At 47.3% G+C, this 23,150-nt stretch carries 25 protein-coding genes and 1 riboswitch; of the genes, 7 read left to right on the top strand and 18 right to left on the bottom strand.

Features of this window, described 5'->3' with window-relative positions:
• Nucleotides 1-27: 27 nt before the first annotated feature.
• The 8 genes from NST33_RS02400 to NST33_RS02365 all read right to left on the bottom strand — a co-directional run bounded on the left by NST33_RS02400 (nt 28) and on the right by NST33_RS02365 (nt 5,525).
• Nucleotides 28-861, bottom strand: coding sequence for a DUF2785 domain-containing protein (locus NST33_RS02400; RefSeq protein ID WP_339306602.1), 834 nt, complete (start codon nt 859-861; stop codon nt 28-30).
• A gap of 3 nt (nt 862-864) precedes the next feature.
• Nucleotides 865-1,455, bottom strand: coding sequence for a histidine phosphatase family protein (locus NST33_RS02395; RefSeq protein WP_221823925.1), 591 nt, complete (start codon nt 1,453-1,455; stop codon nt 865-867).
• Nucleotides 1,452-2,042, bottom strand: a complete 591-nt coding sequence (locus NST33_RS02390; RefSeq protein ID WP_221823923.1) for a DUF1572 family protein — start codon at nt 2,040-2,042, stop codon at nt 1,452-1,454. Before NST33_RS02390 ends, NST33_RS02395 begins: the two co-directional genes overlap by 4 nt.
• A 68-nt stretch (nt 2,043-2,110) precedes the next feature.
• Nucleotides 2,111-2,440, bottom strand: a complete 330-nt coding sequence (locus NST33_RS02385; RefSeq protein ID WP_221823921.1) for a DUF952 domain-containing protein — start codon at nt 2,438-2,440, stop codon at nt 2,111-2,113.
• A gap of 52 nt (nt 2,441-2,492) precedes the next feature.
• Complete coding sequence (locus NST33_RS02380; protein WP_221823919.1) at nt 2,493-3,050, bottom strand: GNAT family N-acetyltransferase; 558 nt, start codon at nt 3,048-3,050, stop codon at nt 2,493-2,495.
• Nucleotides 3,051-3,078: 28 nt separating this feature from the next.
• On the bottom strand, nt 3,079-3,486 hold the full coding sequence (locus tag NST33_RS02375) for a DUF2809 domain-containing protein (RefSeq protein WP_221823917.1): 408 nt from the start codon (nt 3,484-3,486) through the stop codon (nt 3,079-3,081).
• Nucleotides 3,487-3,490: 4 nt separating this feature from the next.
• Complete coding sequence (locus NST33_RS02370; protein ID WP_221823915.1) at nt 3,491-4,042, bottom strand: GrpB family protein; 552 nt, start codon at nt 4,040-4,042, stop codon at nt 3,491-3,493.
• Nucleotides 4,043-4,418: 376 nt separating this feature from the next.
• On the bottom strand, nt 4,419-5,525 hold the full coding sequence (locus tag NST33_RS02365; protein ID WP_339306598.1) for an Ig-like domain-containing protein: 1,107 nt from the start codon (nt 5,523-5,525) through the stop codon (nt 4,419-4,421).
• A gap of 166 nt (nt 5,526-5,691) precedes the next feature.
• On the opposite strand from NST33_RS02365, the gene NST33_RS02360 reads away from it, so the two are divergent.
• Nucleotides 5,692-5,895 (top strand): hypothetical protein, encoded by a 204-nt coding sequence (locus NST33_RS02360; RefSeq protein WP_076253873.1) that lies wholly within the window; start codon nt 5,692-5,694, stop codon nt 5,893-5,895.
• A 224-nt stretch (nt 5,896-6,119) separates the two neighbouring features.
• Here the strand turns inward: NST33_RS02360 and serS are convergent, their stop codons facing one another.
• Together serS and NST33_RS02350 are read right to left on the bottom strand one after the other, a co-directional pair.
• Nucleotides 6,120-7,418, bottom strand: coding sequence for a serine--tRNA ligase (gene serS / locus NST33_RS02355; protein WP_339306596.1), 1,299 nt, complete (start codon nt 7,416-7,418; stop codon nt 6,120-6,122).
• A 41-nt stretch (nt 7,419-7,459) separates the two neighbouring features.
• Nucleotides 7,460-7,627 (bottom strand): hypothetical protein, encoded by a 168-nt coding sequence (locus NST33_RS02350; RefSeq protein WP_339306595.1) that lies wholly within the window; start codon nt 7,625-7,627, stop codon nt 7,460-7,462.
• Between the two features lie 177 nt (nt 7,628-7,804).
• On the opposite strand from NST33_RS02350, the gene NST33_RS02345 reads away from it, so the two are divergent.
• The gene (locus NST33_RS02345) at nt 7,805-9,040 is read left to right on the top strand and encodes an MFS transporter (protein WP_339306593.1); all 1,236 of its coding nucleotides are present in this window, start codon (nt 7,805-7,807) and stop codon (nt 9,038-9,040) included.
• Nucleotides 9,041-9,411: 371 nt separating this feature from the next.
• Here the strand turns inward: NST33_RS02345 and NST33_RS02340 are convergent, their stop codons facing one another.
• Both NST33_RS02340 and NST33_RS02335 read right to left on the bottom strand, forming a co-directional pair.
• Nucleotides 9,412-9,921 carry a hypothetical protein gene (locus tag NST33_RS02340; protein ID WP_339306591.1) on the bottom strand — a complete coding sequence of 170 codons (510 nt, stop codon included), beginning with the start codon at nt 9,919-9,921 and terminating at the stop codon, nt 9,412-9,414.
• 128 nt (nt 9,922-10,049) lie between these two features.
• Nucleotides 10,050-11,339 carry a phospholipase D family protein gene (locus tag NST33_RS02335; protein ID WP_339306589.1) on the bottom strand — a complete coding sequence of 430 codons (1,290 nt, stop codon included), beginning with the start codon at nt 11,337-11,339 and terminating at the stop codon, nt 10,050-10,052.
• Between the two features lie 546 nt (nt 11,340-11,885).
• Nucleotides 11,886-11,998, top strand: a riboswitch (TPP riboswitch).
• A gap of 221 nt (nt 11,999-12,219) precedes the next feature.
• Here NST33_RS02335 and NST33_RS02330 point away from each other — a divergent pair.
• From NST33_RS02330 to NST33_RS02310, 5 genes are all read left to right on the top strand, one after another.
• The gene (locus NST33_RS02330; protein WP_339306587.1) at nt 12,220-13,260 is read left to right on the top strand and encodes an ABC transporter substrate-binding protein; all 1,041 of its coding nucleotides are present in this window, start codon (nt 12,220-12,222) and stop codon (nt 13,258-13,260) included.
• Between the two features lie 261 nt (nt 13,261-13,521).
• Nucleotides 13,522-13,812 (top strand): thiamine-binding protein, encoded by a 291-nt coding sequence (locus NST33_RS02325; protein ID WP_017690996.1) that lies wholly within the window; start codon nt 13,522-13,524, stop codon nt 13,810-13,812.
• Nucleotides 13,812-14,570 (top strand): ABC transporter permease, encoded by a 759-nt coding sequence (locus NST33_RS02320; protein ID WP_339306585.1) that lies wholly within the window; start codon nt 13,812-13,814, stop codon nt 14,568-14,570. The genes NST33_RS02325 and NST33_RS02320 overlap by 1 nt, the downstream gene beginning before the upstream one ends.
• Nucleotides 14,571-14,607: 37 nt before the next feature.
• Nucleotides 14,608-15,516 carry an ABC transporter ATP-binding protein gene (locus NST33_RS02315; RefSeq protein ID WP_339306583.1) on the top strand — a complete coding sequence of 303 codons (909 nt, stop codon included), beginning with the start codon at nt 14,608-14,610 and terminating at the stop codon, nt 15,514-15,516.
• Between the two features lie 81 nt (nt 15,517-15,597).
• Nucleotides 15,598-16,428 carry a TatD family hydrolase gene (locus tag NST33_RS02310; protein ID WP_221823895.1) on the top strand — a complete coding sequence of 277 codons (831 nt, stop codon included), beginning with the start codon at nt 15,598-15,600 and terminating at the stop codon, nt 16,426-16,428.
• A gap of 342 nt (nt 16,429-16,770) precedes the next feature.
• Here the strand turns inward: NST33_RS02310 and nfsA are convergent, their stop codons facing one another.
• The 6 genes from nfsA to NST33_RS02280 form a co-directional block, all read right to left on the bottom strand.
• Nucleotides 16,771-17,514 (bottom strand): oxygen-insensitive NADPH nitroreductase, encoded by a 744-nt coding sequence (nfsA, locus tag NST33_RS02305; protein ID WP_339306580.1) that lies wholly within the window; start codon nt 17,512-17,514, stop codon nt 16,771-16,773.
• Nucleotides 17,507-18,106 carry a TetR family transcriptional regulator gene (locus tag NST33_RS02300; protein WP_339306578.1) on the bottom strand — a complete coding sequence of 200 codons (600 nt, stop codon included), beginning with the start codon at nt 18,104-18,106 and terminating at the stop codon, nt 17,507-17,509. Before NST33_RS02300 ends, nfsA begins: the two co-directional genes overlap by 8 nt.
• Before the next feature lie 155 nt (nt 18,107-18,261).
• Nucleotides 18,262-19,422 carry an ABC transporter permease gene (locus NST33_RS02295; RefSeq protein ID WP_221823891.1) on the bottom strand — a complete coding sequence of 387 codons (1,161 nt, stop codon included), beginning with the start codon at nt 19,420-19,422 and terminating at the stop codon, nt 18,262-18,264.
• Nucleotides 19,423-19,773: 351 nt separating this feature from the next.
• A complete protein-coding gene (locus tag NST33_RS02290) occupies nt 19,774-22,251 on the bottom strand; it encodes a heavy metal translocating P-type ATPase (protein WP_339308589.1) in 2,478 nt (825 codons plus the stop codon).
• Between the two features lie 223 nt (nt 22,252-22,474).
• Nucleotides 22,475-22,675 carry a copper ion binding protein gene (locus tag NST33_RS02285; RefSeq protein ID WP_221823889.1) on the bottom strand — a complete coding sequence of 67 codons (201 nt, stop codon included), beginning with the start codon at nt 22,673-22,675 and terminating at the stop codon, nt 22,475-22,477.
• 76 nt (nt 22,676-22,751) lie between these two features.
• A complete protein-coding gene (locus NST33_RS02280; protein WP_313771497.1) occupies nt 22,752-23,150 on the bottom strand; it encodes a metal-sensitive transcriptional regulator in 399 nt (132 codons plus the stop codon).

Here is a 23,150-nt window from a genome sequence, read left to right as displayed (position 1 = left end):
CCCCACATCCATATATCTAGTATCCCGTTACTTTTCTCTCTCCAATGCCTGCAATACCAGTGAACAAACCGCCGGAAAAGGTTCATCTTCTTCTGTTCGTATCGCAATATAGAGTGTCTGTAAAAACAGACGCACATTCAGGTTCCTATGACTGGTTTCCAGAAGTGATCTGTCCTCCGCCTGGTCTTCTTGATGAAGAGAATCGATCCACACCGTAATATCCTTTGGCTCCAACAGATTGCGACGAAGAATGGTAATTACAGCATGCGCTATTCGCTGATCTTCATCATGGATGTAAACCACACTTGATTCCGTTATTTTTACAGCGAGTGCGTGCAGAAGTTCCAGCAGATCCGTTCGCTCCAGATATGGCGACTGTGCCAGATCTTCAACCGCATCCGCCGCGTGTGCGGGGGCGTGCGCCCAGCCCTTGTTATCGGCGTAGCCACGAACATCTTTTTCACGTTCCAGATATTTAGTCAACCGATGATGAATCCCTGCGATATCCTCTCTGTCCAGGAAAGGTCGCTGACGATCCACATTCAGAATTGGAGGCAGTAATAATACGGAGAACGTCCGCGTAAACACACTATCCATTCCCTGCTCTCCGATCCCATAGAACAGGTGCTGATCGTCCAGCGCCAACTGTAACACATGCCTTAGCTGCTCTTCCGAAAATACACCCTGTCCAATCCAGGTTGCAAACGTAACATAGATCAATTCATCCCGCAGGACAGGGTCAGTACTACCAATATGCTTCATCATATGCAGTGACAATTCGTAAGGCTGTTTCTCGTGATCAATGGAATGATTAGACGACTGAATATGCTGTAATTTTTGTTTTAACGTCAGAGCATCCATCTATTAAGACTCCCTGGACGAATCCAAATGCAAGCTGCAATTGTACAGCTCGCATTGCCATGCATTCTCATTCTTGGCAATCCGGGTAATAGATGTGTTGGACAACTTCACGCTGATATCCAGTTCAGGCACCAGACCTCTCAGTGTATTCCGTAGAACGGCACCATGACTGACAACGATCACTCTTCCATCGGGGTGCTGCTGTACAATATCTTCAAGCACCGCACTGCCTCGAACAGTCCCTGCATCTGCAAGCTCACGTCCCAGATCCAGGGTACCCCAGTCCGCTCCCCACTTGGCTAACCGTTCCTCTTCCGTTGTTCCTTCGACCTGTCCTCCGCCCATCTCGCGAAGTCTAGGGTCCAGATGTATCTCCTGAATGCCCAAGCGATCACCAATGATGCGAGCCGTCTCACTTGCACGTTCCAAGTCACTTGCATAGATGGCATCCCAGGATTCTTCGGCCAGTCTCGCAGCAAGCAATACTGCCTGTTCCCTGCCATCCTGATCCAGCGGATTATCCGTCTGTCCCTGCGAACGTTTTTCCTTATTCCACGCTGTGCTTCCATGGCGGATCAATGCAATTTGAGTCATTGTTGTTCCTCACCTTTTTCTATATGAAGTTCATCTTCTGTAAAATGTTTACGTGCCTTCGGCTTGGCAAATTTGCCGCCATTATATTGAGAAGAGCCGTTTCTCGGAATGGAGAGACTGTCCCAAGCTGTTTCTTTAAGCATTTTCGCGGCAAATACAATCTGCCCAACATGATACGGATAATGCGCCAATTGACGAATAATAGCCTCCATGACGGTATGACCTTCATTCCGAATATATATGATATGAGACAATTGTTCCGGGGTAAACGAACGAATGGATTCGAGTAGACAATTCCAGCCTTCCTCCCATTTGGAGAGCAACTCTTCCCGGGAAGAAATATCATTCACGAACTCGGCGTCCCGTTCACGCCACGGTTTCTCACCATCTGTTGTCAGTACACCCGTCCAACGGGACAGCATATTGCCCCATAGATGTTTTACGATTACCGCAATGCTGTTTGCGTCTTCATTCCAGGAATGAAACAATTGCTCGGACTCCAGTTGTGCCATGGCTTTTTCTCCGAGCTGCTTGTAATACAAGAATTGTTTCTCCGCCGTCTCCAGAAAAACTTGATTCATATCCATCCGTTAACCACCCTTCGGAAAAGCATGTTGTCCATGGATCATGTTCAAACAGAAGCGTCACATGTTATTTATTCAGGAAATGAGAATGTGCCGTCTGCATTCGGTTCAAATGGAATGGCTTTACGAACCGCATCCAGATTGAGTTCTCCATAGATATGTGGAAATAGTTCATTCAATTCGTAGAGATCCTCATATACCAGCTCAGGCTTTAACGCCTTCTCATCAATACTGAGTAATAACAGATCCGTGCGGCCTGCATAATATTGCCCGGCTACCCATGGGATCTGTTCCTTGGTGGAGCAATGAATGAATCCGTCCGTCTCCAGGCTATCTGGTGCATACTCACTCCCCTTTGACACTTGCTCCCACAACGAACGGGAAATAATACTATAGATCATGATTCCGCCTCCTTCAATTTCTGCGATGTACCCTATGTGTTCATTGGAAGTATTATAGATCATCCCGGATACGGGAGTACAATTTTTGATCCGTAAATACACCTTTGATCTTTAACTGTTTGCGTAGCAAACCTTCGTACGACATGCCCAGCTTCTCCATTACGCGTGCAGAGCCTATGTTGCCTGCATTACATTTCCCCTCCAGCCGATTGCAGTCCAGTTCCCGAAAGCAATAATCCACGATGGGTTGCATCGCTTCTGCTGCGAGACCCTTCCCCCAGTGACTGCTGGCTATCGCGTATCCCAGTTCAGCACTCTGCATGGGTTCATTGAAATGAAAAATGCCACCTCTCCCGATCAAGGTCCCTGTTTCCTTTAAAACAAAACCCCAGATATGTACTGTTTGCCGTTCATAATTATCCAGTACCCGCTGAATATATTGAATTGAATCCTCCACCGTCTCATGGCAGTTCCACAAGCTTTGCTGACTTACTCGCGGATCAGAGGCAAATGCATAATATTCATCGAGATCATCCATCGCAAGCCGCCTCAGCTTTAACCGCTGTGTTTCGAATTCGGGCGATTCGTCAAAAAGTTTTTCTACATTCATACAGCACCCCTCCATGATTCACTTGAGTTCATGATCCAGCCATCTTATTTCTCAGGAAATAACGATCTATCATAACCATGCACAGAATACCAACCGTATATCGAATCAGATCGATCACCAGAAACCCATGTCCCAAAATAAGAGCACCTAATACGGTTGAGCGTATCTCAATCAGCCAAGGCGTCTGAATCAACTGTGAGAACTCAATCATCCAGCTGAATACACAGCTCAAACACATCGCCCATACCAAGCTGCGACGAGGCCACACCATGCGTACCCCGAAATAAATCATGCCCGCCCAACATGCATCTCCGAAATGTTCATGCACCCAACCCGGCAATCGTTCACCAAAGTGTCTGGATGCGAGTCCTGCCGCCATGGTCATCATGACTGCGAAGAAATAGATCAGCCTGTCTTTGATATGTACGCTTTTCAATCAATCACACGCCTTCATCAAGCACTTGTAAAATAAATTGCGTTTTGGCAGCGGTATACGATTCCCTATCTTCCTTGTTCTCATCAGCAAGCTTTGTCTTCAGGACGGCGTAAGCTTCCACCAGATCTGGGCGTTTTCTCAGCACATCCCGAAACCGAATTTGACGATCCCAGCGTTCTTCTCCCGGGCGCATAAGATGAAGGTGTACAGCTCTCTTGCCATCCTTAACCCTGACCCAGAATCGTCTGTACTCCCGTCCATCCAATTCAGGCGGAACATAGTTCCAGCCTAACGGATTCAGCTGATCCGCAATCAGATTCATGTCGTCCCATGACTGTACCTCTGCCATCAGATCAATAATGGGTTTGGCGGGTAATCCGGGAATGGATGTGCTTCCGATATGTTCGAATGAATGGATATTATACTGCTGTAGAAGACGTTTGAGTTGCTTGATTTCTTCCTGAGCCTGTGCGTCCCAATTGGGGTTGGCCGGAGCAATCTCTACCAACTCTGTCGCCCAGGCAGGCCAGTTCTCAGGTTGCATTGAATCTTTCATTCAGGTACCTCCTCTTCACCATGACATTTTAAATGGTAACCTTCTCTGTATTTTTCATAGGTGCTTTGCTTCATGCGCTCAATCGTAGTGCTCCGTTGAAATGTAAGTATGGAACTTAGGGATAAAAGAAGATATTTCAGGTAAGTCAGATCACTAGAGTTAGCGTCTGAGCTTATAATCGAAGCTTTCATATTCATCCCATCCAATCCCCTTATATAGTTGTTAAAGCAGAAGGCATTTCAGATACATATTTCTATATATCCAAAAAAGGAGCGTATGTCTACGCCCCTTGGTTGTCTGTTACCTTGATGATTTTAACGTGTCATGTACTGATTTTATCTTTGAATTGATGCAAAGCACTTCATTATATAAATATTTATTTTACTGTCACAGGGATCGTCACTTTTTTGTTGCCCCACTTGGCCGTGATAGACGTTTTACCTTTGCCTACAGCCACGATCTTGCCATTTGTTACTGTCGCTACGCCCGGCTTTGTGCTGCTCCACACCGCACTGTTGGTCACAACAGTGGTTTTGCCCGTATCATACTGGGCCATCAGACTCAGCGTTGTACTTCCCTGTGGGGACAAAACAAGTTTTTTCTGGCCTGTAATCAACTTTTTGAGCAAAGGTACAACGGTAACCTCTGCCTTTATTGTCTGATTTTGATAAGTTCCTGTCAAGGTTGCTTGTCCTTCTGTCAGCGTCTTAACGGCTCCATTTTTCACGATAGCTACATTTGTGTTGGAAGAGGTCCATATCACTTGTTTCGAAAGGTTAATGGTTTTGCCATTCGCGTAGGTGCCGATGACCTTCAACGCCTTGGACTTCTTGATGTTCAGCTGCATTGTGGCAGGAGTAACCTCAACTTTGGTAATCTCGTCCGTCACAGCAACAGGGACTTTCACAATCGTTGTTCCGTACTTGCCTTGCAGCAATACTCTGCCGGGTGTAACGCCTTTGATTTTACCGTTTTCCAGGACAGCCGAAGAAGTGGATACGGACCACACAATCTCAGAAGTCACATCCTCTTCCTTGCCATTCGCACGTGTAATGCTTACTTTCGGAAGGGTGCTTTCACTGCCTTTAACAAAACTGTAGGATTTCGGTGAAGCTTTGATGCTTTTGATCTTCTCCTGCACTTGCACAACCAATTGGGCTTTAGCCCCGTCTACTTCTGCAAAAATCGTCGCTTCGCCCGCGGCCACAGCCTTGACTTTGCCTTTCACCATCGTCGCGACTGCTGCATTACTGGTGGACCAAGTCACGCCTTGGGTAACATCCTGCTTGTTATCAAAACCTTCAACCGTTGCCATCACCTGAAGTGCAGCTGTTTCGGAGACACTCATTTTCTGCGGGCTGCTATTGGTTATTTCAATCGATGTCACGTCACCAGTAGCCGCCAAGGCCAACGAAGGGACCAGTATTGTTAATGCCATAATTAGAGCGAGCGTGCCTCGAAGCGCCAGTTTGATTCTATTCATTTTTAATTTCCAACTCCCATAATCCAATATTTTACTTCTATTATATTATATCGGATACGAATTGCATAAAGTTGAATAACATAAGTGGGAATCTTGGAACAATTCATGATTTTCATTGTATAATATGGGAAGGTCGCGTAATACTAAAAAATGGGGTGGGATATGTATGATCGAAAAGAATTTGCTTGATATGGTTTCACCTAAAAATAACCGTAAACGTATGAAAGCTATCGTCACTTCGACATCCACCAAGATTCGTCCTGAAGACGAAATGGTTCTATTGATGAAAACAGCCCGCAATCGTTTCAAAAAAGCCCTTGAATCTGGACAAATTGAAATCATTAACGAGCGTGAATGGAAGCTGCGTTAGCATTTAAGAAATAATTTTTACTTACTTACATAAACGAAGAAATTTCTAATCAAAGAAGTAAGCCATATCTTAGGTCCAGCACTCAGTTAAATTAAGTACAAATTATTAGGAGAACAGATCGTTAAATACTCTATTTCAGTTTAAAAGGGGATGTTCCATCGTCACATGCAACATGACGTGTGGAACATCCCCTTTTTGAATTCCTAAAACGTTACCTAACCTCTCTACTTCACTTCATCCTGCTCTGGCAAAATCAAGCTCTCGGCACCGCCCATATAGGGCCGCAGGGCTGCCGGAATGTGAATGCTTCCATCCTCCTGCTGATGATTCTCAAGCAACGGTATCAGGATACGCGGCGATGCTACCGCCGTATTATTGAGCGTGTGACAATAGGCCAACTTGCCTTCGGCATCCATGCACCGAATATTCGAACGGCGCGCCTGAAAATCATGCAGATTCGATGACGAATGCGTTTCTCCATATGCACCGCGACTTGGCATCCAGGTCTCGATGTCATATTGTTTATACGTTTTCTGCGACATATCTCCGGTACATACAGCGACAACACGATACGGCAGTTCCAGTAATTGCAGCAATTCTTCGGCGTGTCCTGTAATCTCTTGCAGCATGCGTTCCGATTCTTCCGCCTCAGGAGCACAGAGAATGACCTGCTCAACTTTGGCAAATTGGTGCACACGGTATAATCCGCGTACATCCCGTCCGCCGGAGCCAACTTCACTGCGGAAACACGTCGATACCGCGGCCAGCTTCACAGGCTCTTGAACATCAACAATCTCATCCGCATAATACGAGACCAGCGGCACTTCAGAAGTTCCCACCAGCCACTTGTTCTCCCCTTCAAGTTCATAGACCTGATCTCGACCGGTTGGGAAGAATCCGGTGTTCACCAGTGCATCCTCCCTGACCATCAGAGGTACCTCCATCGGTGTAAACCCATGCTTCAGCAACAGATCCAGCGCAAGTTGCTGTACTGCCCGATGTAATAACAGGCCAGCACCTTTTAATACATAACTTCGTGTACCGCCAATCTTAACTCCACGAGGAATATCGATGAGATCATGCAACTCCCCAAGTTCCACGTGATCTTTGGTGTTATACTCGAACGTTGGCACCTCTCCCACACGTCGCAGTTCTACATTATCTGCATCCGACGAGCCATTGGGGGTATCCGGGGATACGATATTGGGTACCAGCCATTGCAGCTTGGTTACTTCCTCCTGCACAGGGGCAAGCTTCGCTTCCACCTGTTCCAACTGTTCATTGAGCTGTTTCACCTGAGCGCGCAAACCCTCGGCCTGTTCCCTATTCCCCGCTTGCATTAGCTTGCCAATATCAGCAGATAACGTATTGCGCAACCTGCGACCTTCTTCAATTTCCTGCAAAAGTGCTCTACGTTCTTCATCCCGCTCTAACAATGTGCGAATGTTGATCTTGATTTTTTTCCCGTCTGCTGCGGCCTGAACCTCTTCTGCATGTGCACGAATCCACTTCATTTCCAACATGGTCACCGTCTCCTTTGGCTGTAAAAATACAAAGAGCGCCCTCATCCCTTGGGACGAGGAGCGCTCTGCTCGCGGTGCCACCCAACTTGCTGAATCAGGATATCCTGCTTCCAGCCTCTTGGTCCGCGATAACGGGCGGTTCCGGTTAACTTGGGAAATATCGCTCCCCTGGCGAAAACGCCTCCGAGTTGGATGCTCTTCAACGGCATGGTCCGATCTGTAATTGTTGGTCTCAGTATATACGAACGCCGGACCTAATTGCAACCTTCTGTATCGATCAGGAATTCATGGCACAACTTAACATGTACTGTTATGATAGACTTTGTCTTCAAGATTGCGCTTTATTGTGATCCTCAATTTATGTATATAAGTAGAAGGAGTTCTTTATGAAAAAATTACTTTGGATCGGATGTCTGTCCTATTTCCTGATTGGACTTGCCCACGTTGTGCTCGGTTCCATTCTGCCGGTTACACTTGAACATTATGGCAAAGATTATAGCCAAGGCGGAACGCTGATCTTTGCTCAATTTGCCGGATTCCTGGGTGGTGTATTGTTATCTCCATGGCTGAACAGACGCTTTGGTAAACGGGGAGGCCTGTTAATCGCCACAGCACTTCTCTGTATCGCAGAATTATCCTACATGCTGCTGCCACCATGGGGCTGGATGTACGTCATCGCACCCGCAGCCGGCTTTGGATTCGGAATGGTTGAAGCTGTTATTGGAACCATTATCATCGCTGCAATCAAAGACAATACAGCCGTTGCCATGAGTCGACTGGAAGTGTTATTCGGGATCGGAGCGATGGTCATGCCGCTCATTGCCAGTGGTCTGATTGCTGCCGGGTACTGGCGCCTTTCCTTTCTCGTTGTTGCGATCTGCGCAGCGCTGACCTTTGTTTTCTGGGCAAAAGGATCATTCGGTGAACTCGATAAGTTTCTGGAGCGACGTAGTTCTAATAACGGTTCAGTACATGCCCACACTGCTGGGACATCGGGTGAGATGCATCCCCCATCTGCAAGTACATCCAGTCCAACCTATCGTGGCCTTAACAGGACTCTTCTGGTATTATTCGTCCTGTTCTTCTTCCTATATGTTGGCACAGAGATGAGTCTTGCGAACTTCATGCCAGCGATTCTGATTGAGAAAATGAACATGAAGGAAGCCGGAGCAGCGCTTAGTGTCACCTGTTTCTGGATTGCCATGTCTGTGGGACGACTCTTCGCCGGATATATCGCAGAGAAATTCCAATACCGCGTCTATGTCCTGTATAGTTGTCTCGCATCTGTTCTCTTGTTAATGGTATTTCCATTTACAAACCAAATCTGGTCTGCATTTCTCATCATCTTGCTGCTTGGGCTTGCGATGTCAGGCATTTTCTCCATTGCCCTTGTCTTCGCCAGTAAACTGCTTCCCGGAACAGAAGAATCCACACCCAGCATTTTGATTGCCTCAGGTGGAGTTGGCGGTGCCATTCTGCCTTTGACTACGGGATGGAGTCTTGATCATCTGGCGGTTAATCAGTCTGCATGGATGCTTGCCATTTTTGCAGTTGGCCTGCTTGTCATTAGCTTAATCACGTATCAATGGCAGAACAAACATATAGCGAATTCTGCGACTTAACAGTTATGTGTCGATCCAGTCCTGAGGATTAGAAATACCTATTAAAGAAATCGAAATGTCTACTGTCATAACTTGACGGTGGGCATTTTTTTGTAGCTTTACTTTGTTCTAACAAATCTAACACACGTTATTATAGATAATTATCTCAAATTCAAGGTCTCGTTGCAGTTTTTTAGCATAATAACGCCGCTGAGATTCGTTAGATTTTTCGTTCCCTAAAAACTGGCCTAATAAGATGTTCTCGATTCGTTAGCGCTGTAATTGTGGTGGAAGGTAGCCTATCTTTGCCTCTGATCACCTTAAATCAAGGGAAAGAATTCGCTCTATTCATTTGCACAAGATTGCCCAGGAAATACTTATGGCCAACCGAATCAAACACTTTTGTTAACGACAGGCACTACAGGGCCATTGCCTTTGATGAATTTACCGAATACATATCGGACGAGGGGTCCCAAAATGATCAATTGATATGGCAGCGCCAGGCTGAAGTTACGAGCAATGGTATGGAGATACGTACGGAATACGGATGACCCACTTAATTGATCAGCGAGATATGCTGAAACCATCCCATACAAGGACATGATCAGAACCATGCCAATCACCATAAAAAATGACATGGCTAGCACACCCAGAATTTTGTTGGACTTGTCAAAGGGCAAGGAAAAAGCAATCTTTCTCGCCACAGGGCCAACAATGAAAGACTCCACCAGAAACGCGATGACAAAACATAATATGAATTGAAGCAGTATCTCAAGCGGGGACATCTTACCGAGTAACCCACTGTGCCATAAATTGAATGTCATCATGACGACAACCATTCCTGTACACATCATTAATCCGAAAATAATTTGTTCCTTCTTGCTTGTTGGCAATTCTCTCATCCTCTCTGTTTACCTTCGTAATTATAGAGATGAGGAAACCCTCCACATAAGTGAACATTCTGTGAACAGTTGTGATTTTTCCAAATTAAAATTTGTAAAAGTAGCTATATCTATTAGCTGGTTCTTCTCTACAACAGAAATCTCCAGAGAAAAGACAGTTTGGATAAAGCTGTGATTGCCATTCGTTTGAAAACAGGGCCTTTCTGATTCGTAGATTCTGCTGGATACTCACCATTATTCACACGTGTACTATGTGCACGTTTGATATCCATAGCTTCTGTTAGTTCGTTGGCGAATGCAGAACCAGAAATGACCACAGCAGATTCGGTATTTAGAAAGGCGGATCTGGGATCAAGGTTATACGAACCAACCATGCTGAGGTAATCATCCATGACAAATGATTTGCCGTGTATGGAATAAGGGCCTTGGTATTCATAAATGGCCAGATTGGTATCAAGCAACCGTTTCTTAGAGCTTAAGTATCCCGCGAAAGCCAAAGGGTTAGGGGTCTGCTGGATTGAATTGGTTACCATGACCCATTCTGCTTTTGGATTCATCGACAGATGTACGGCTTTCTTCATTTTCTTGGTAGGAATGGCATATGGCGTCTGAAGGTACACCTTCGACTTTGCTTGATTGGCGAAATGAACAAATGCTCTCCACATGATCGGGTCTTTATACAGCCTTTGGATTGGATTGTGAATGAAAGCGACGTGGTCGGAACGAAGAGCCTCTTGAGCCCATTCCTTCGGCAACACTTTAACAAAAGGATCGCTCTGAGCCCGAGCTTTTTTATATAACTGAGCCAGCCGAGCCAGCTCTTTTAACCCCTTTGCATGATGTTGACGTTTGGCATGTTTTTCTGGTTTGGTGAATGGATGTTCCCATAACAGATCTATATATTTTTTCATTTCAACAACTGTGCTGTTCGTATTATGGTTTGGATTGTAAACAAGGACATCCCGATCGAATACATAGTCTTTTTTGGGTTGCAATGCCATGTATCTATCACCAATATTTTGGCCGCCAATGATGCCATATGTGTTGTCGACAAGAAAGATCTTGTCATGCAGACGGTTATGCCATGTCCATGGCATAACTATGTTGAGTGGTTCATAATACCTTAACTCCACATTGGGGTGAGCTGCAATGGCATTAGGAATATCACGCAATTCTCCGCGCATGTTGTGAAAAATCCCGTCTAAAATGATTCGAACATGAACACCCCGATCAGCTGCATCGAATAAAGCAGCAAAAAAGAGTTGAGATGTTTTTCCTTTTTGGATGGAGTAATAAGCCAGGTCGATGCTTGTTTTTGCCTCTCGAATGGTCTGGATTCTCACCTGACCGGATTGAAAGCCGTCCTCCAAGAGCAGTACGCGATCTGTCGTACTTCCTGCGGTTAACAATTTTTGCATATCCGTATTTTCAATAGTAGATGGAGACGGAACCAAAAATAAAAGGTAAGCTGTGAAAAAAACGTAGACACAATAGGACAGAATAATTGCGAATATGGTTTTAAGGATCATTCAGTACGCCCCCATTTTTATGTAAAAAGTAATTATTTGTATAGCAGTACTATCTCCTTTTGTATCTAAATTATGTTGTTTAAATGAAGCAAGCGTCTCCGGTCAAGGTCAATCGATCAAGAGCTGATCACTGAAATAGGGAAAGCAGCCCTGATGCGACGAGATATCAAACATCGGATTTGATCCAAGTTTTTGTTGAAAACCTTCCAGATCCTCAGCACTGAGGCTATGGCCCACTATCCGATGCTTTTGCACTCAGCCAGATTTCCTTATATGATTCGCCACGATAATTATTGAAAATAACACATCTAAACAGGCTGATATACATATGTATAACGGCCTGTTTGATAAGTTCATACGTGTCCCCATCCAGTTCCTGACTGGACACGTTCCACCCGCTGGCCTATAATTACACCTAGTAATGCCCGTAACTTCATAGTTTCCCAGGGGAGTCGGAATTGGCCGGCTGAGAGTGTATCCCACCAAGATACTAACCCTTAGACCTGATCTGGATCATGCCAGCGTAGGAATCGGAGTATATCGAAATGGCACAGCCCTATGGCTGAACGCCACCTCTCTAACGCCTGCACGCGTCCCGGAATACGGGGCGCTTTTTTAATGTTCTTTTATATAGCCAGAGAGCTAAAAAAAGTGACGTTATCCAGATCTCAACTGGTATAAATCTGTCGATTTATGCAAGATGATTGGATATGAAGCCAAGGAGTACCCCGTGCCAATCGGCCGGACATACCGAAGGAGAGAACCACAAATGAAATGGCGTAAAACGATGGGATTGTTGCTCTTATGCGTGCTTATGGTGACTGTAGCCGCATGTGGTGGCAAAGAAGCTGCCCCAGCTGGGCAGAACGGCAACACAAATACGGAAAGCAGCAACGAAGGTGACACTGCCGCCCTGAAAGATATTAAAGTGGTGCTCGATTGGACACCAAATACGAATCATACCGGCCTGTATGCGGCTGTAGATCAAGGTTTTTACAAGGCCGAAGGCTTGAACGTGGAGATTGTACAACCAGGTGCCGGTGGCGCAGATACGATGGTTGCCTCCAATGAAGTGCCTTTTGGCGTAAGTTATCAGGAGAGTGTAACTCAAGCCCGCACACAGGGTGTTCCATTGGTCTCCATCGCAGCAGTTATTCAGCATAATACATCCGGGTTCGCTGCTCCGGCGGATCGGAATATCAAATCACCGAAAGATTTTGAAGGTAAAACCTATGGCGGTTGGGGTTCCCCTGTGGAAGAAGCCGTGATGCAATCCATTATGGAAGGCGACGGAGCCGATGTATCGAAAGTGAAAAACATTAACATGGGTGATGCCGACTTTTTCACCGCAGTGAAACGGGACATTGATTTCGCGTGGATTTTCTACGCTTGGACAGGTATTGAAGCCGAACTGCGCGGGGAACCGATCGACATGTTATATGTAAAGGATTATTCAGAAGCACTAGATTACTACACACCTGTCCTCGTAACGAACGAGCAGACGATCCAAAACGATCCTGAGCTGGTGAAAGCATTCTTGAAAGCCACTTCCGAAGGGTATCAATATGCGATTGATCATCCCGAAGACGCAGCCAACATTCTGATCAAGGCCGTACCGGATCTGGACAAGGAATTGGTACTGGCAAGCCAGAAGTGGCTCAGTCCGAAGTACACGGATGACGCCCCTCGCTGGGGGGAACAGAAACAGGAAGTGTGGCAGAACTACACCGACTGGATGTTTAGCAAAAAACTGCTGGATGAACAGATCGATGTGAGCAAGGCATATACAAACGAGTTTTTACCCCAATAAAATTTCTCATATAAAACGAACTTAATATTTACACGAGGACGGAGAGGACAGAAATAACGTGAAAAAGCGAAGCGGTCGCCTAAAAGCTTTCTGAAAGAAAGCTTCATCGGAAGCATACGCTATCACCGGATTTTCCCTTTAGAGAAAGGGAATCAAAAAATCTGGGGATAACAGCGATTGGAAGGTTATTCTGTCATCGAAGTGCTAAGTGTAACAGTTATTAGTTCATTTTATATATCACGAAAGGAGCCGTGATCTCTCATGGCAAGCACATTACTTAGCATTCAGGTTATTCCCAAAACGCCAAATGGCGAGAACTCTTATCCTTACGTAGATCGCGCCATTGAAGTTATTCAGCAATCCGGCCTGAAATATCAGGTGAACGCACTCGACACCACGATGGAGGGGGAACTGGAGGAACTGCTGGAGGTTGTCCGCAAGATGCACGAGGTACTCGTGGAGGCTGGCAGCCCAAGCATCATCTCCCAGATCAAAATCGCCCATAGCCCTACTGGCTTCAGCATGGATACCCTGACGGAGAAGTATCGCTAATGCATGCCTATTTCAAAAGTGTATGGCCGCCCATTGTGGCGGTTATTCTCTTTATAGCGATATGGCAGGGAGCCGTCTCCCTCTTCCATATTGAGAAATGGATGCTGCCTGCACCGTCCGATATCGCCCGCGAAGCAGCAACTCAGGCCGAACGGCTTGGCATGCACGCTTCCGCAACCATTCAGTTAACGCTGATTGGATTCGCCGCTGGAACAGCGGTTGGATTACTGATTGCGATGGTGCTGCATTTGGTCCCTTTTCTCAAGTCAGCCCTGTACCCTCTACTTATTCTTAGTCAAAATATCCCAACCATCGCGCTCGCGCCGCTCCTGTTAATCTGGTTCGGATTCGGACTGTTGCCCAAGCTGATTACCATCATCCTGGTCTGTTTCTTCCCCGTCGCAGTGGCGGCCATGGACGGCTTGACCCGTACAGATGCAGCGATGATGAACTATATGCGCATGGCTGGTGCGAAACGTCATCATATCTTCTGGAAGCTGGAGCTTCCCCATGCGCTGCCATCCGTGTTCTCCGGTGTCAAAATCGCCGCTACCTATAGTGTGATGGGAGCCATCATCGCCGAATGGATTGGCGCAGACAAGGGTATTGGTTATTATATGATGCTGCAAAAGTCAGCTTATCGCACCGATCGTTTATTCGTGGCGATTATGATTATTGTCGCGCTCAGCTTGCTGCTCTTCCTGCTCATTGCACTGCTGGAGAAGCTGCTCGTGCGCTGGCGGCCACAGAAGCGGTAGTAAAGCATGTAATCTGTATATAGGAAGTGATGACCATATGAATCGGCAACAGGATGAACAAGTCCAGCCTGGACGAGGAGCACACACAATGGAGCCAAAGCATGGTGAAAAGCTTCACCCGGCTACGCCTGATCGACCTGCCAATACGACTCCTGCTCCCGTTCCACCTGCACTGGACGTTGTTAAAGTTCATGCATCATTCCGTGAACGGCGGAGCAGGTTACCGGTTCTGAACGGCCTGTCCCTGACTGTGGAGCAAGGCGAGTTTGTTGCTATCGTTGGTCCATCCGGCTGTGGCAAAAGCACCCTGTTCCATATCATCGGCGGTCTGCTGAAGCCACAGGAAGGCCAAGTGCTTATGAACGGTCAGAATGTAACGGGACAGCGTGGCAAGATAAGTTATATGCCCCAACAGCCCGCCCTTTTCCCTTGGCGTACCATTGAAGATAATGTACTGCTTGCTGGAGAAGTAGCTTCAAGCGCTCCCCCTCGGAACGAAGCACTTGCAGAAGCTCGTAAGTGGTTAAGCAGCGTGGGTCTTGCCGGGTTCGAGCAAGCCTATCCTCATATGCTGTCGGGCGGAATGCAGCAGCGTGCGGCATTTTTGCGCGCCCTGCTCAGTCCGCAGGAACTCATGCTGCTTGACGAACCTTTCAGCGCGCTGGATGCACTGACACGCAGCGACATGCAGCGCTGGCTGCTCGATATCTGGGAACAGAACCGCCGCTCGGTGCTGTTCATCACCCATAATATCGAAGAAGCATTGCTGCTAGCGGATCGGGTCTATGTATTATCCAACCGACCTGCAACGGTGTTGCACGAGGTACATGTTCCTTTTGATCGCCCAAGACGAGAAGAAATTACGGAGGAATCCGCTTTTCTGGAGCGTAAACGGCAGATTGCACAGTGGATGCGAGAAGAACAGCAGAAAGCCCGCCTATCATAATAGCGCGGGTTTTTAAGTTATTATTTTCCTTTAATGGGTGATCCACCACAAGAAATTCTGCGTAACATAGTTAGAATATAAATGACCACAAGGAGGAATTCCCTCGTGCATTCTCAAGCTTTTGCACCATTAATTGATGCTCATATTCACTTCGATCAGTATACCCCTGACGAACAACGCGAGATGCTGCTATCTTTCCCGTCTCAACAAGTCGAGGCAGTCATCGCCGTGTCCATGAATCTCGCTTCTTCCCAGGCCAATCTGGAGCTTGCAAAACAACATCCACGTAACATCTATCCAGCCTTCGGTTTCCATCCAGAACAGGAACTGCCGTCCGTTGTAGAAATGGACCTGTTCTTCCAATGGATCGAGAAGCATATTGGACAAGCTACAGCCATAGGAGAAGTCGGCCTCCCCTATTACAACCGTCAGGAAGCGGAGCAGGCAGGGCAGCGCTTCGATCAGAGCGGGTATATCGAGTTGCTTGAACGTTTCATCCAGCTCGCCAAAAAGCACAACAAACCACTTGTCCTTCATGCGGTATACGAAGATGCGGATATCGTCTGTGATTTGCTGGAGCAAAATCAGTTCCGACGCGCCCATTTCCACTGGTTCAAGGGTTCTCGCGAAACCATAAGGCGTATGGCTGATAATGGCTATTTCATCTCTTTCACGCCAGATATTCATTACGAAGAAGAGATTCGTGAACTCGCCCGGCAATATCCATCGGAACAAGTCATGGCCGAGACCGACGGACCTTGGCCCTTCGAAGGACCATTTCAGGGACGAATGACACACCCTGCCATGACTAGACAGGTCATCCAGGCATGGAGTGAGATCACCGGCATGGGAACCGAGCGGGCCGCCCGGCTCTTTTATCAGAACACAAAGCGTTTCTATGGCTTAACTTGAGTACAATCAGGTAACATCAAGTACACTCGCTTGTCCTGCCAGCACAGCACAACACATTACAGTTCAGCACAAAGAAGCCAGTCGGTTTCGCCCCGACTGACTTCTAGTCTACTATTATATATCAGTTGAACTAAATTTTTTACACAGAAACGTAGAGGACAGAAATAACCTGAGGAAGCAGAGCGGTCGCCTAAAAGCTTTCTGAAAGAAAGCTACTTCGGAAGCATACGCTATCACTAGATTTTCACCTTCACAAAAATTGGATCAAAAAATCTGGGGATAACAGCGATCGGAAGGTTGTTCTGTCATCGGAGTGGCAAGTGTAACTACCTTCAGTTCAACTTAACGCTTCAAGAATCCTTTGCCTTCGAGGAACGGTCTCACTTGCAACCTTGTCGGCTCAGTCAGGCGCTTCGCCATCAGTTCGGACCATGGGGTCGTTCGTTCACCGTTAGTCCGTTCTTTCATGTACACCGTCGTTGTCTCATCATACTGCTCAACACCTTTGATGCTCTGCTCGGCATTATAACGATTATGATGCAGGACTGCATCCAGCGGCAGACGCGGCCGAATTCCCGTTTCCTGATCTGCAACACCAATGCACATGCCATACACCGGATATACTCCTTCCGGCAAATCCAGCAACTCAGCTACTTCCTCAATCCGGGTACGAAGCCCGCCGATATATACGATTCCGAAACCAAGTGACTCTGCTGCAAGAGCGGCATTCTGGGAAGCCAGTGCAGCATCAATTGTGGCTACCATGAAATTCTCTGTTGAATCGGCATACGATTCCTTCTCAGGAAGATGACGTTTCGCAGCATCACTCAGCCGATACAGATCAGCACACCATACGAGAAACACCGGACATTCATTGACGTAGGCCTGATTGCCTGCCAATTCAGCCAGCTTGGATTTCTGCTCTATGTCAGTCACAGCAATCACGGTATAGGCTTGTACACTACTTGAAGAAGAAGCCATCTGACCCGCCGCTACGATGGCTGCAAGCTGCTCATCACTCACCGGGTCTGGCTTGAATTTGCGTACAGAGCGGTGCTTCATCATCAATTCAATGGTTTCATTCATGGCTGTTCACTCCCAATCCTCGAAGTACGAACTCAATTGTCTGCTCAGCGAGCTCGTCTGTATTCATATCCTGATAATCAAAGCCAAATCGTGAATTCTTGGCCCGTTTGTGTGCCAAGGCCACACCCATCACCTGAAGCATCGCATAAGTTACGGACTCAATCTGAAACAATCCCTGGTCTTTTCCTTCTTGCAGAAGTTCCTTAACTCGGGTCCAGACGGGGTCCAGAAAACGAAATACGGTAGCTGTGCGATGTGTACGAAGTGTAATTTCAAGCTGCACAATATCGCTCATCTCCCGATCCGTCATCGTGAACTTCACAACTTCACCAATAATTCGTCGGATGCCTTCCACAGGCGAGGACATGGATTCTTCCGCCAGCGAGTTCATCATATGCCCAGGGAAAAAATGCTCAAATAAGGCTTCGAACACCTTTTCTTTGCCGCCAAAATGGTATGAGACCAGTGACACGTTCGCACCCGCCTCATCACAGATTTGACGAACACTCGTCCCGTCATACCCCTGCTGTGCAAAAAGCTTCTTGGCTGCAAGCAATATCCTCGTTTTGATATCCAATTCCGGTTCAGTCATTCCGTCCCGCTCCCTCTTATCCGTTCATTTCATCTGCTTCAGCTCAAGGGCTGTAGCCAGGTACTGTATCTGTCTATTATATTACACCAAGCACCCCGATGAAAATCATCGGGGTGCTTGTCCTATCTATGAAGCAATGGTATACATCTGCTGTATTAGTTGTTTGCCTGAGCCGGGCTTGGAGCCATAGCTGGCATGCGTTGTTTTTTCAACAACGTCACGACCAATGACAACGCAACGGCAACCAACAGTACAATCACGATGGAACCTACAGCAGACTGAACTCCTGGGCCTCCCAACTGCACGCTCAGAATACCCTGAACGGCGTATGTTGCAGGCAGGTACTGCCCAATGCCGCTATAGAAGCTGTTCAGCAATTCACGCGGTACCATAGCACCGGAGGATACCAGTTGCAAGGACAGTGAGATGATGTTGAACAGACTTCCCGCTGGTCCGAAGCAGATCAGGAAGAACTGGGAGAAGAACATGAACGTGCACAGGAAGAGCGCCTGGAACAACCAGAATGCAACGAATCCTTGTGCAATCTGTCCTCCCAGTGCCACGATCAATGATGATCCCAGCAGGGAAACGACCAATGCAGAACCCACGTTAATGACTACTCTCGCGCCAAACAAAGTCAATCGGGAATAGGTAGATGACAGCATACCCATGGCTGTCTGGAGGTTCATCCCCATGATCATGGCACCTACATAGGAAGCCAGTACCATCATCATCGGCACCATCTGATTATTCATCCCGTTAACCGGGTTGATGGACGTTGTCGTTCCTTCCACTCGGGTAGTCAGGTTTGTCGCGGCTTCAGCAGCCTGATCGGCAGGCGCACCTGAAGCGGTCAACACCGTCTGTACCCCTTGTGCTGTAGCTTGTTTGTTAATTGTGTTTGTCACACTTTGTGATACACCTTGCATCATGCTTTTGATCGTAACCGGGTTCGCTTCATTAATGGTGTATTTAATCTCGGCGGTTGAGCCAGCCGTCTGAAGCAATTCGTTAAATCCAGCCGGGATATCCAGCACCATGTGTACTTGGTGATGATTCAGCTGATCCAACGCTTCAGCCGCACTCAGATTGGATACGGTATGAAAAGGCAGTGTTCCTGCGAGCGAATCCGCAATTCCTTTGGACATTTCGCCGTCCTCATTAACAATCGCAACCGTCAATTCTTTCGCACGGTCATTTACTCCAGAATATGCGGTCATCCAGATCACGCTAAAGATCACTTGGAACATAAGTGCTGTTACGATCCCTACAATCACTGGCGGTTTTTTAAACAATGTACGTAAAGCCTGTAACATAAAAGGTGTCCTCCATTACTCAAATAGTTCTAATTTGATTTAAACAGTTGTTTGAATCAAACGATCGTTTAAATTTTATGTGAATATGTCCATATTGTCAACTCATTTTTGAAAAATTCAGAAAACGTAAGCTTTATTCATGAATACAATCGATCCATTTTCACAAAGGTGCATTATGCTATCCTTTCTCCGTAGAAAAGAACATCTATATCAACGATTCAGGCTTACTTTCTGGCGACTCAACTGTATTTTTCTCAACAAAAAACACGGTCCGTCACAGCGGACCGCGCATTTATTCATCCTCACTTCATTGACAATAAGGCGTTGAATATATCTCCAAACAAAGGTCAGTCAGTCATTTCTCTTCAGCTTCATGCGTTGCAGACGTAGGGAATTCAGGACAACCGACACGGAGCTGAACGCCATCGCCGCCCCTGCCAGCCATGGAGCCAAGAAGCCAACTGCCGCAATGGGAATACCAATAACGTTGTATCCGAGTGCCCAGAACAGGTTTTGTTTGATGTTCCCCATGGTGCGCCGGCTCATCTCAATGGCATCTGCAATGCTGTTCAGATCACCACGCATCAACGTAATATCCGCCGCTTCCATCGCTACATCTGTTCCTGTTCCGATGGCCATCCCAATATCAGCAGTAGCAAGTGCCGGAGCATCATTAATGCCGTCACCTACCATCGCAACTTTCAGGCCACTCTCCTGAAGTTTCTTCACTTCCGCAGCTTTACCTTCCGGCAGCACCTCAGCCAGCACTTTACCGATCCCTGCCTGTTCTGCTACAGCGCGAGCTGTTCGCTCATTGTCTCCCGTGATCATGATGACATCAATCCCCATCGCCTGAAGACGCCCAATGGCTTCGCGAGAGGTATCCTTGATGGTATCAGCCACAGCCACGATCCCTGCCCACTGACCATCCACCGCTACCAGCATCGCTGTACGCCCTTGTTCCTCCAAACGGTTCATCTGCTGAACGGTTTCCTCAGAGACATTCACCTTCGCATCTGCAAGCAAACGACGTGTGCCGACCAGAATCTCCTGCCCTTTTGCTGAAGCTCGCACGCCGTATCCCGGTATGTTCTCAAACTTCTCTGTTGGGGTTAGCTCCAGGCCCTTGGCACGAATACCTGCAACAATTGCCTCTGCCAGCGGATGCTCGGAACTCTGTTCGGCCGCTCCCACTCGCTCAAGCAGATCGGATTCCGTCCAATTCGGAGCCGTGATTACATCGGTAAGGACCGGTTTACCTTGAGTTACTGTACCTGTTTTGTCGAGCACCACGGACTGAATCTGTTGTGCCGACTCCAGATGTTCGCCGCCCTTGAACAGAATGCCATATTCAGCCGCACGTCCTGATCCAGCCATGACAGAAGTCGGCGTTGCCAGCCCTAGTGCACATGGACAAGCAATGACGAGCACGGCAATCGCTTTTTCAAGGGAACCAGCGAAGTCACCTGGACTTGCAAACAGATACCAGATCAAGAATGTCAGCGCGGCTATGCCGACAACAATGGGTACAAATATGCCTGAAATGACATCTGCAATCCGCTGGATTGGTGCTTTGGAACCCTGAGCTTGCTCGACTACTTTGATGATTTGAGACAAAGCCGTGTCCGAGCCCACTCGGGTCGCACGCAGCCGTAATACCCCATTTTTGTTCAACGTAGCACCTGTAACAGCATCTCCCGGTTTTTTATCCACGGGAAGGCTCTCTCCACTAAGCATGGATTCATCTACTGAGGATTGCCCTTCTTCAACGATACCATCCACCGGGATACTGTCCCCCGGCTTCACCAGAACCAAGTCACCCACCGCAACATATGCGGCAGGAACCATCACTTCCTGTCCGTCCCGGATGACACGAGCTTCACGTGGAGCCAGTTCAATCAAACTTTTAATAGCTTGTGAAGAGCGACCTTTCGCCACAGCTTCGAACCATTTTCCAAGTAAAATTAACGTAATCAGAATTGCACTTGTCTCATAATAGAGTTCTACCGAAGGCATGGCGGCTGTACTCGTTCCCATAGCCCCATGATCCATGGTTGTTGAAGGTAAGTACCCACTGGATAACGTCAGATAGAGACTGTAGAAAAACGCTGCACTGGTACCCAATGCGACGAGAACGTCCATATTGGCACTGCGGTTACGTAGGGCTTTGTACGCCCCCACATAGAACTGCCATCCAATCACGAACTGTACTGGCGTTGCCAGAATCAGCTGGAACCAAGGGTTCATGAACAGATCTGGGACATAGATTCCGGATGTGAACGAGAAATGCCCCACCATTGCCCACAGTAAAGGAATCGATAACAACGCAGATATCATCCATTTCCACTTTTTGCGTTGCAGCTCACGTTCACGAACCGATGTGGTCTCTTCTTGCGTCAATTGCAGTTCGGCACCATAGCCCATCTGCTTGATCTTGGCGGTAATATCCGAAGGTTTCAATGTGCCAGCCGCATATTCGATATGCCCTGTTTCCAGCGCCAGATTCACATTCGCCTGAGATACCCCCGGTAGTCGGGAAAGTCCTTTTTCAATCCGGGCAGAACAGGCAGCACACGTCATACCGGTGATGTTCAGATCAACCGATTCGGACACCGTACCGTAGCCAAGCGCCTCTACTTTATCCCGCAACGCGTTCACGTTAGTTGTCTTCGGATCATAAGATACGGTTGCCTGTTCGATGGCAAGGTTCACATTGGCCTGATGCACACCTTCCATGCGGGACAATCCCTTCTCTACTCGCGTCGAACAGGCAGCACAGGTCATCCCCGTGATGTGCAGTGTTGCCTTCAGCCCTGGTGCTTCTGCCATAGGTGGTATTGGGGTGGGTTCAGATGATCCATCCATCGGTTTATTCGTTGAGTTATCCATCATGTCAGCTCCTTTCATATCGATTCAATTTATTGTATCTCTTATCAACATACCCCTCAGGGGTATATACCAGACAGAAAATTAGGCTTAAACCTGACTCGTGGGAAAAGGGGTTTGCCCTCTTTGTGCCCATGAGCATGTTCGGTTTAAGCCTGTGATCCCGTTAGACTACATCGTATCCCTGATCTTCAATCGCAGCTTTGATCTGATCCACGTTCACTTTCTGCTCATCATATTCCACCGCTACTGTTCCCGCTGCCAGATCAACCTTACCACTCGCACCGGCATTCTTCACAGCTTCTTCAACTGATTTCACGCAGTGATTGCAGGACATTCCAGTAACGTTCAACGTAACATTAGACATTGTAAATTCCTCCTTGGGGTATATTAAAATGATAAATTAAATAGTTGAATTGATTTAGCTTACTTCATTAACTTCCTTACTTCATTAACTTCCGCATCGTAACCAGCAGTTCATCTACAACCTCATGTTCACCAGCCTGAATACGCTCAACGATACAGCTCTTCATATGGCCTTCAAGCAAAAGTTTGCCCACTGAATTAAGAGCAGACTGAGCCGCCGCAATCTGCGTCAGTACATCATCACAGTACGTATCCTTTTCGATCAATCCTTTGATCCCGCGAATCTGACCTTCCACACGGTTCAAACGAGAGACCAGGTTACTCTTCATCTCCTGCGAATGGTGACTCTTGCGCACATGCTTCCCATCACTGCCCTCGGCATGACAGGATGCCGCTTCTTGAACTGTAACCGAAGCTTCCGTTGAATCTGAAATGGAGGATTGCATAGGTTCCTCGGGATGGCTCTGATGTTCCAT

The sequence above is a fragment of the Paenibacillus sp. FSL L8-0435 genome (assembly GCF_037965655.1).
Classification (GTDB): domain Bacteria; phylum Bacillota; class Bacilli; order Paenibacillales; family Paenibacillaceae; genus Paenibacillus.
The sequence above is the reverse complement of the archived record's forward strand: the minus strand, read 5'-3'. Positions and strand labels throughout refer to the sequence as shown.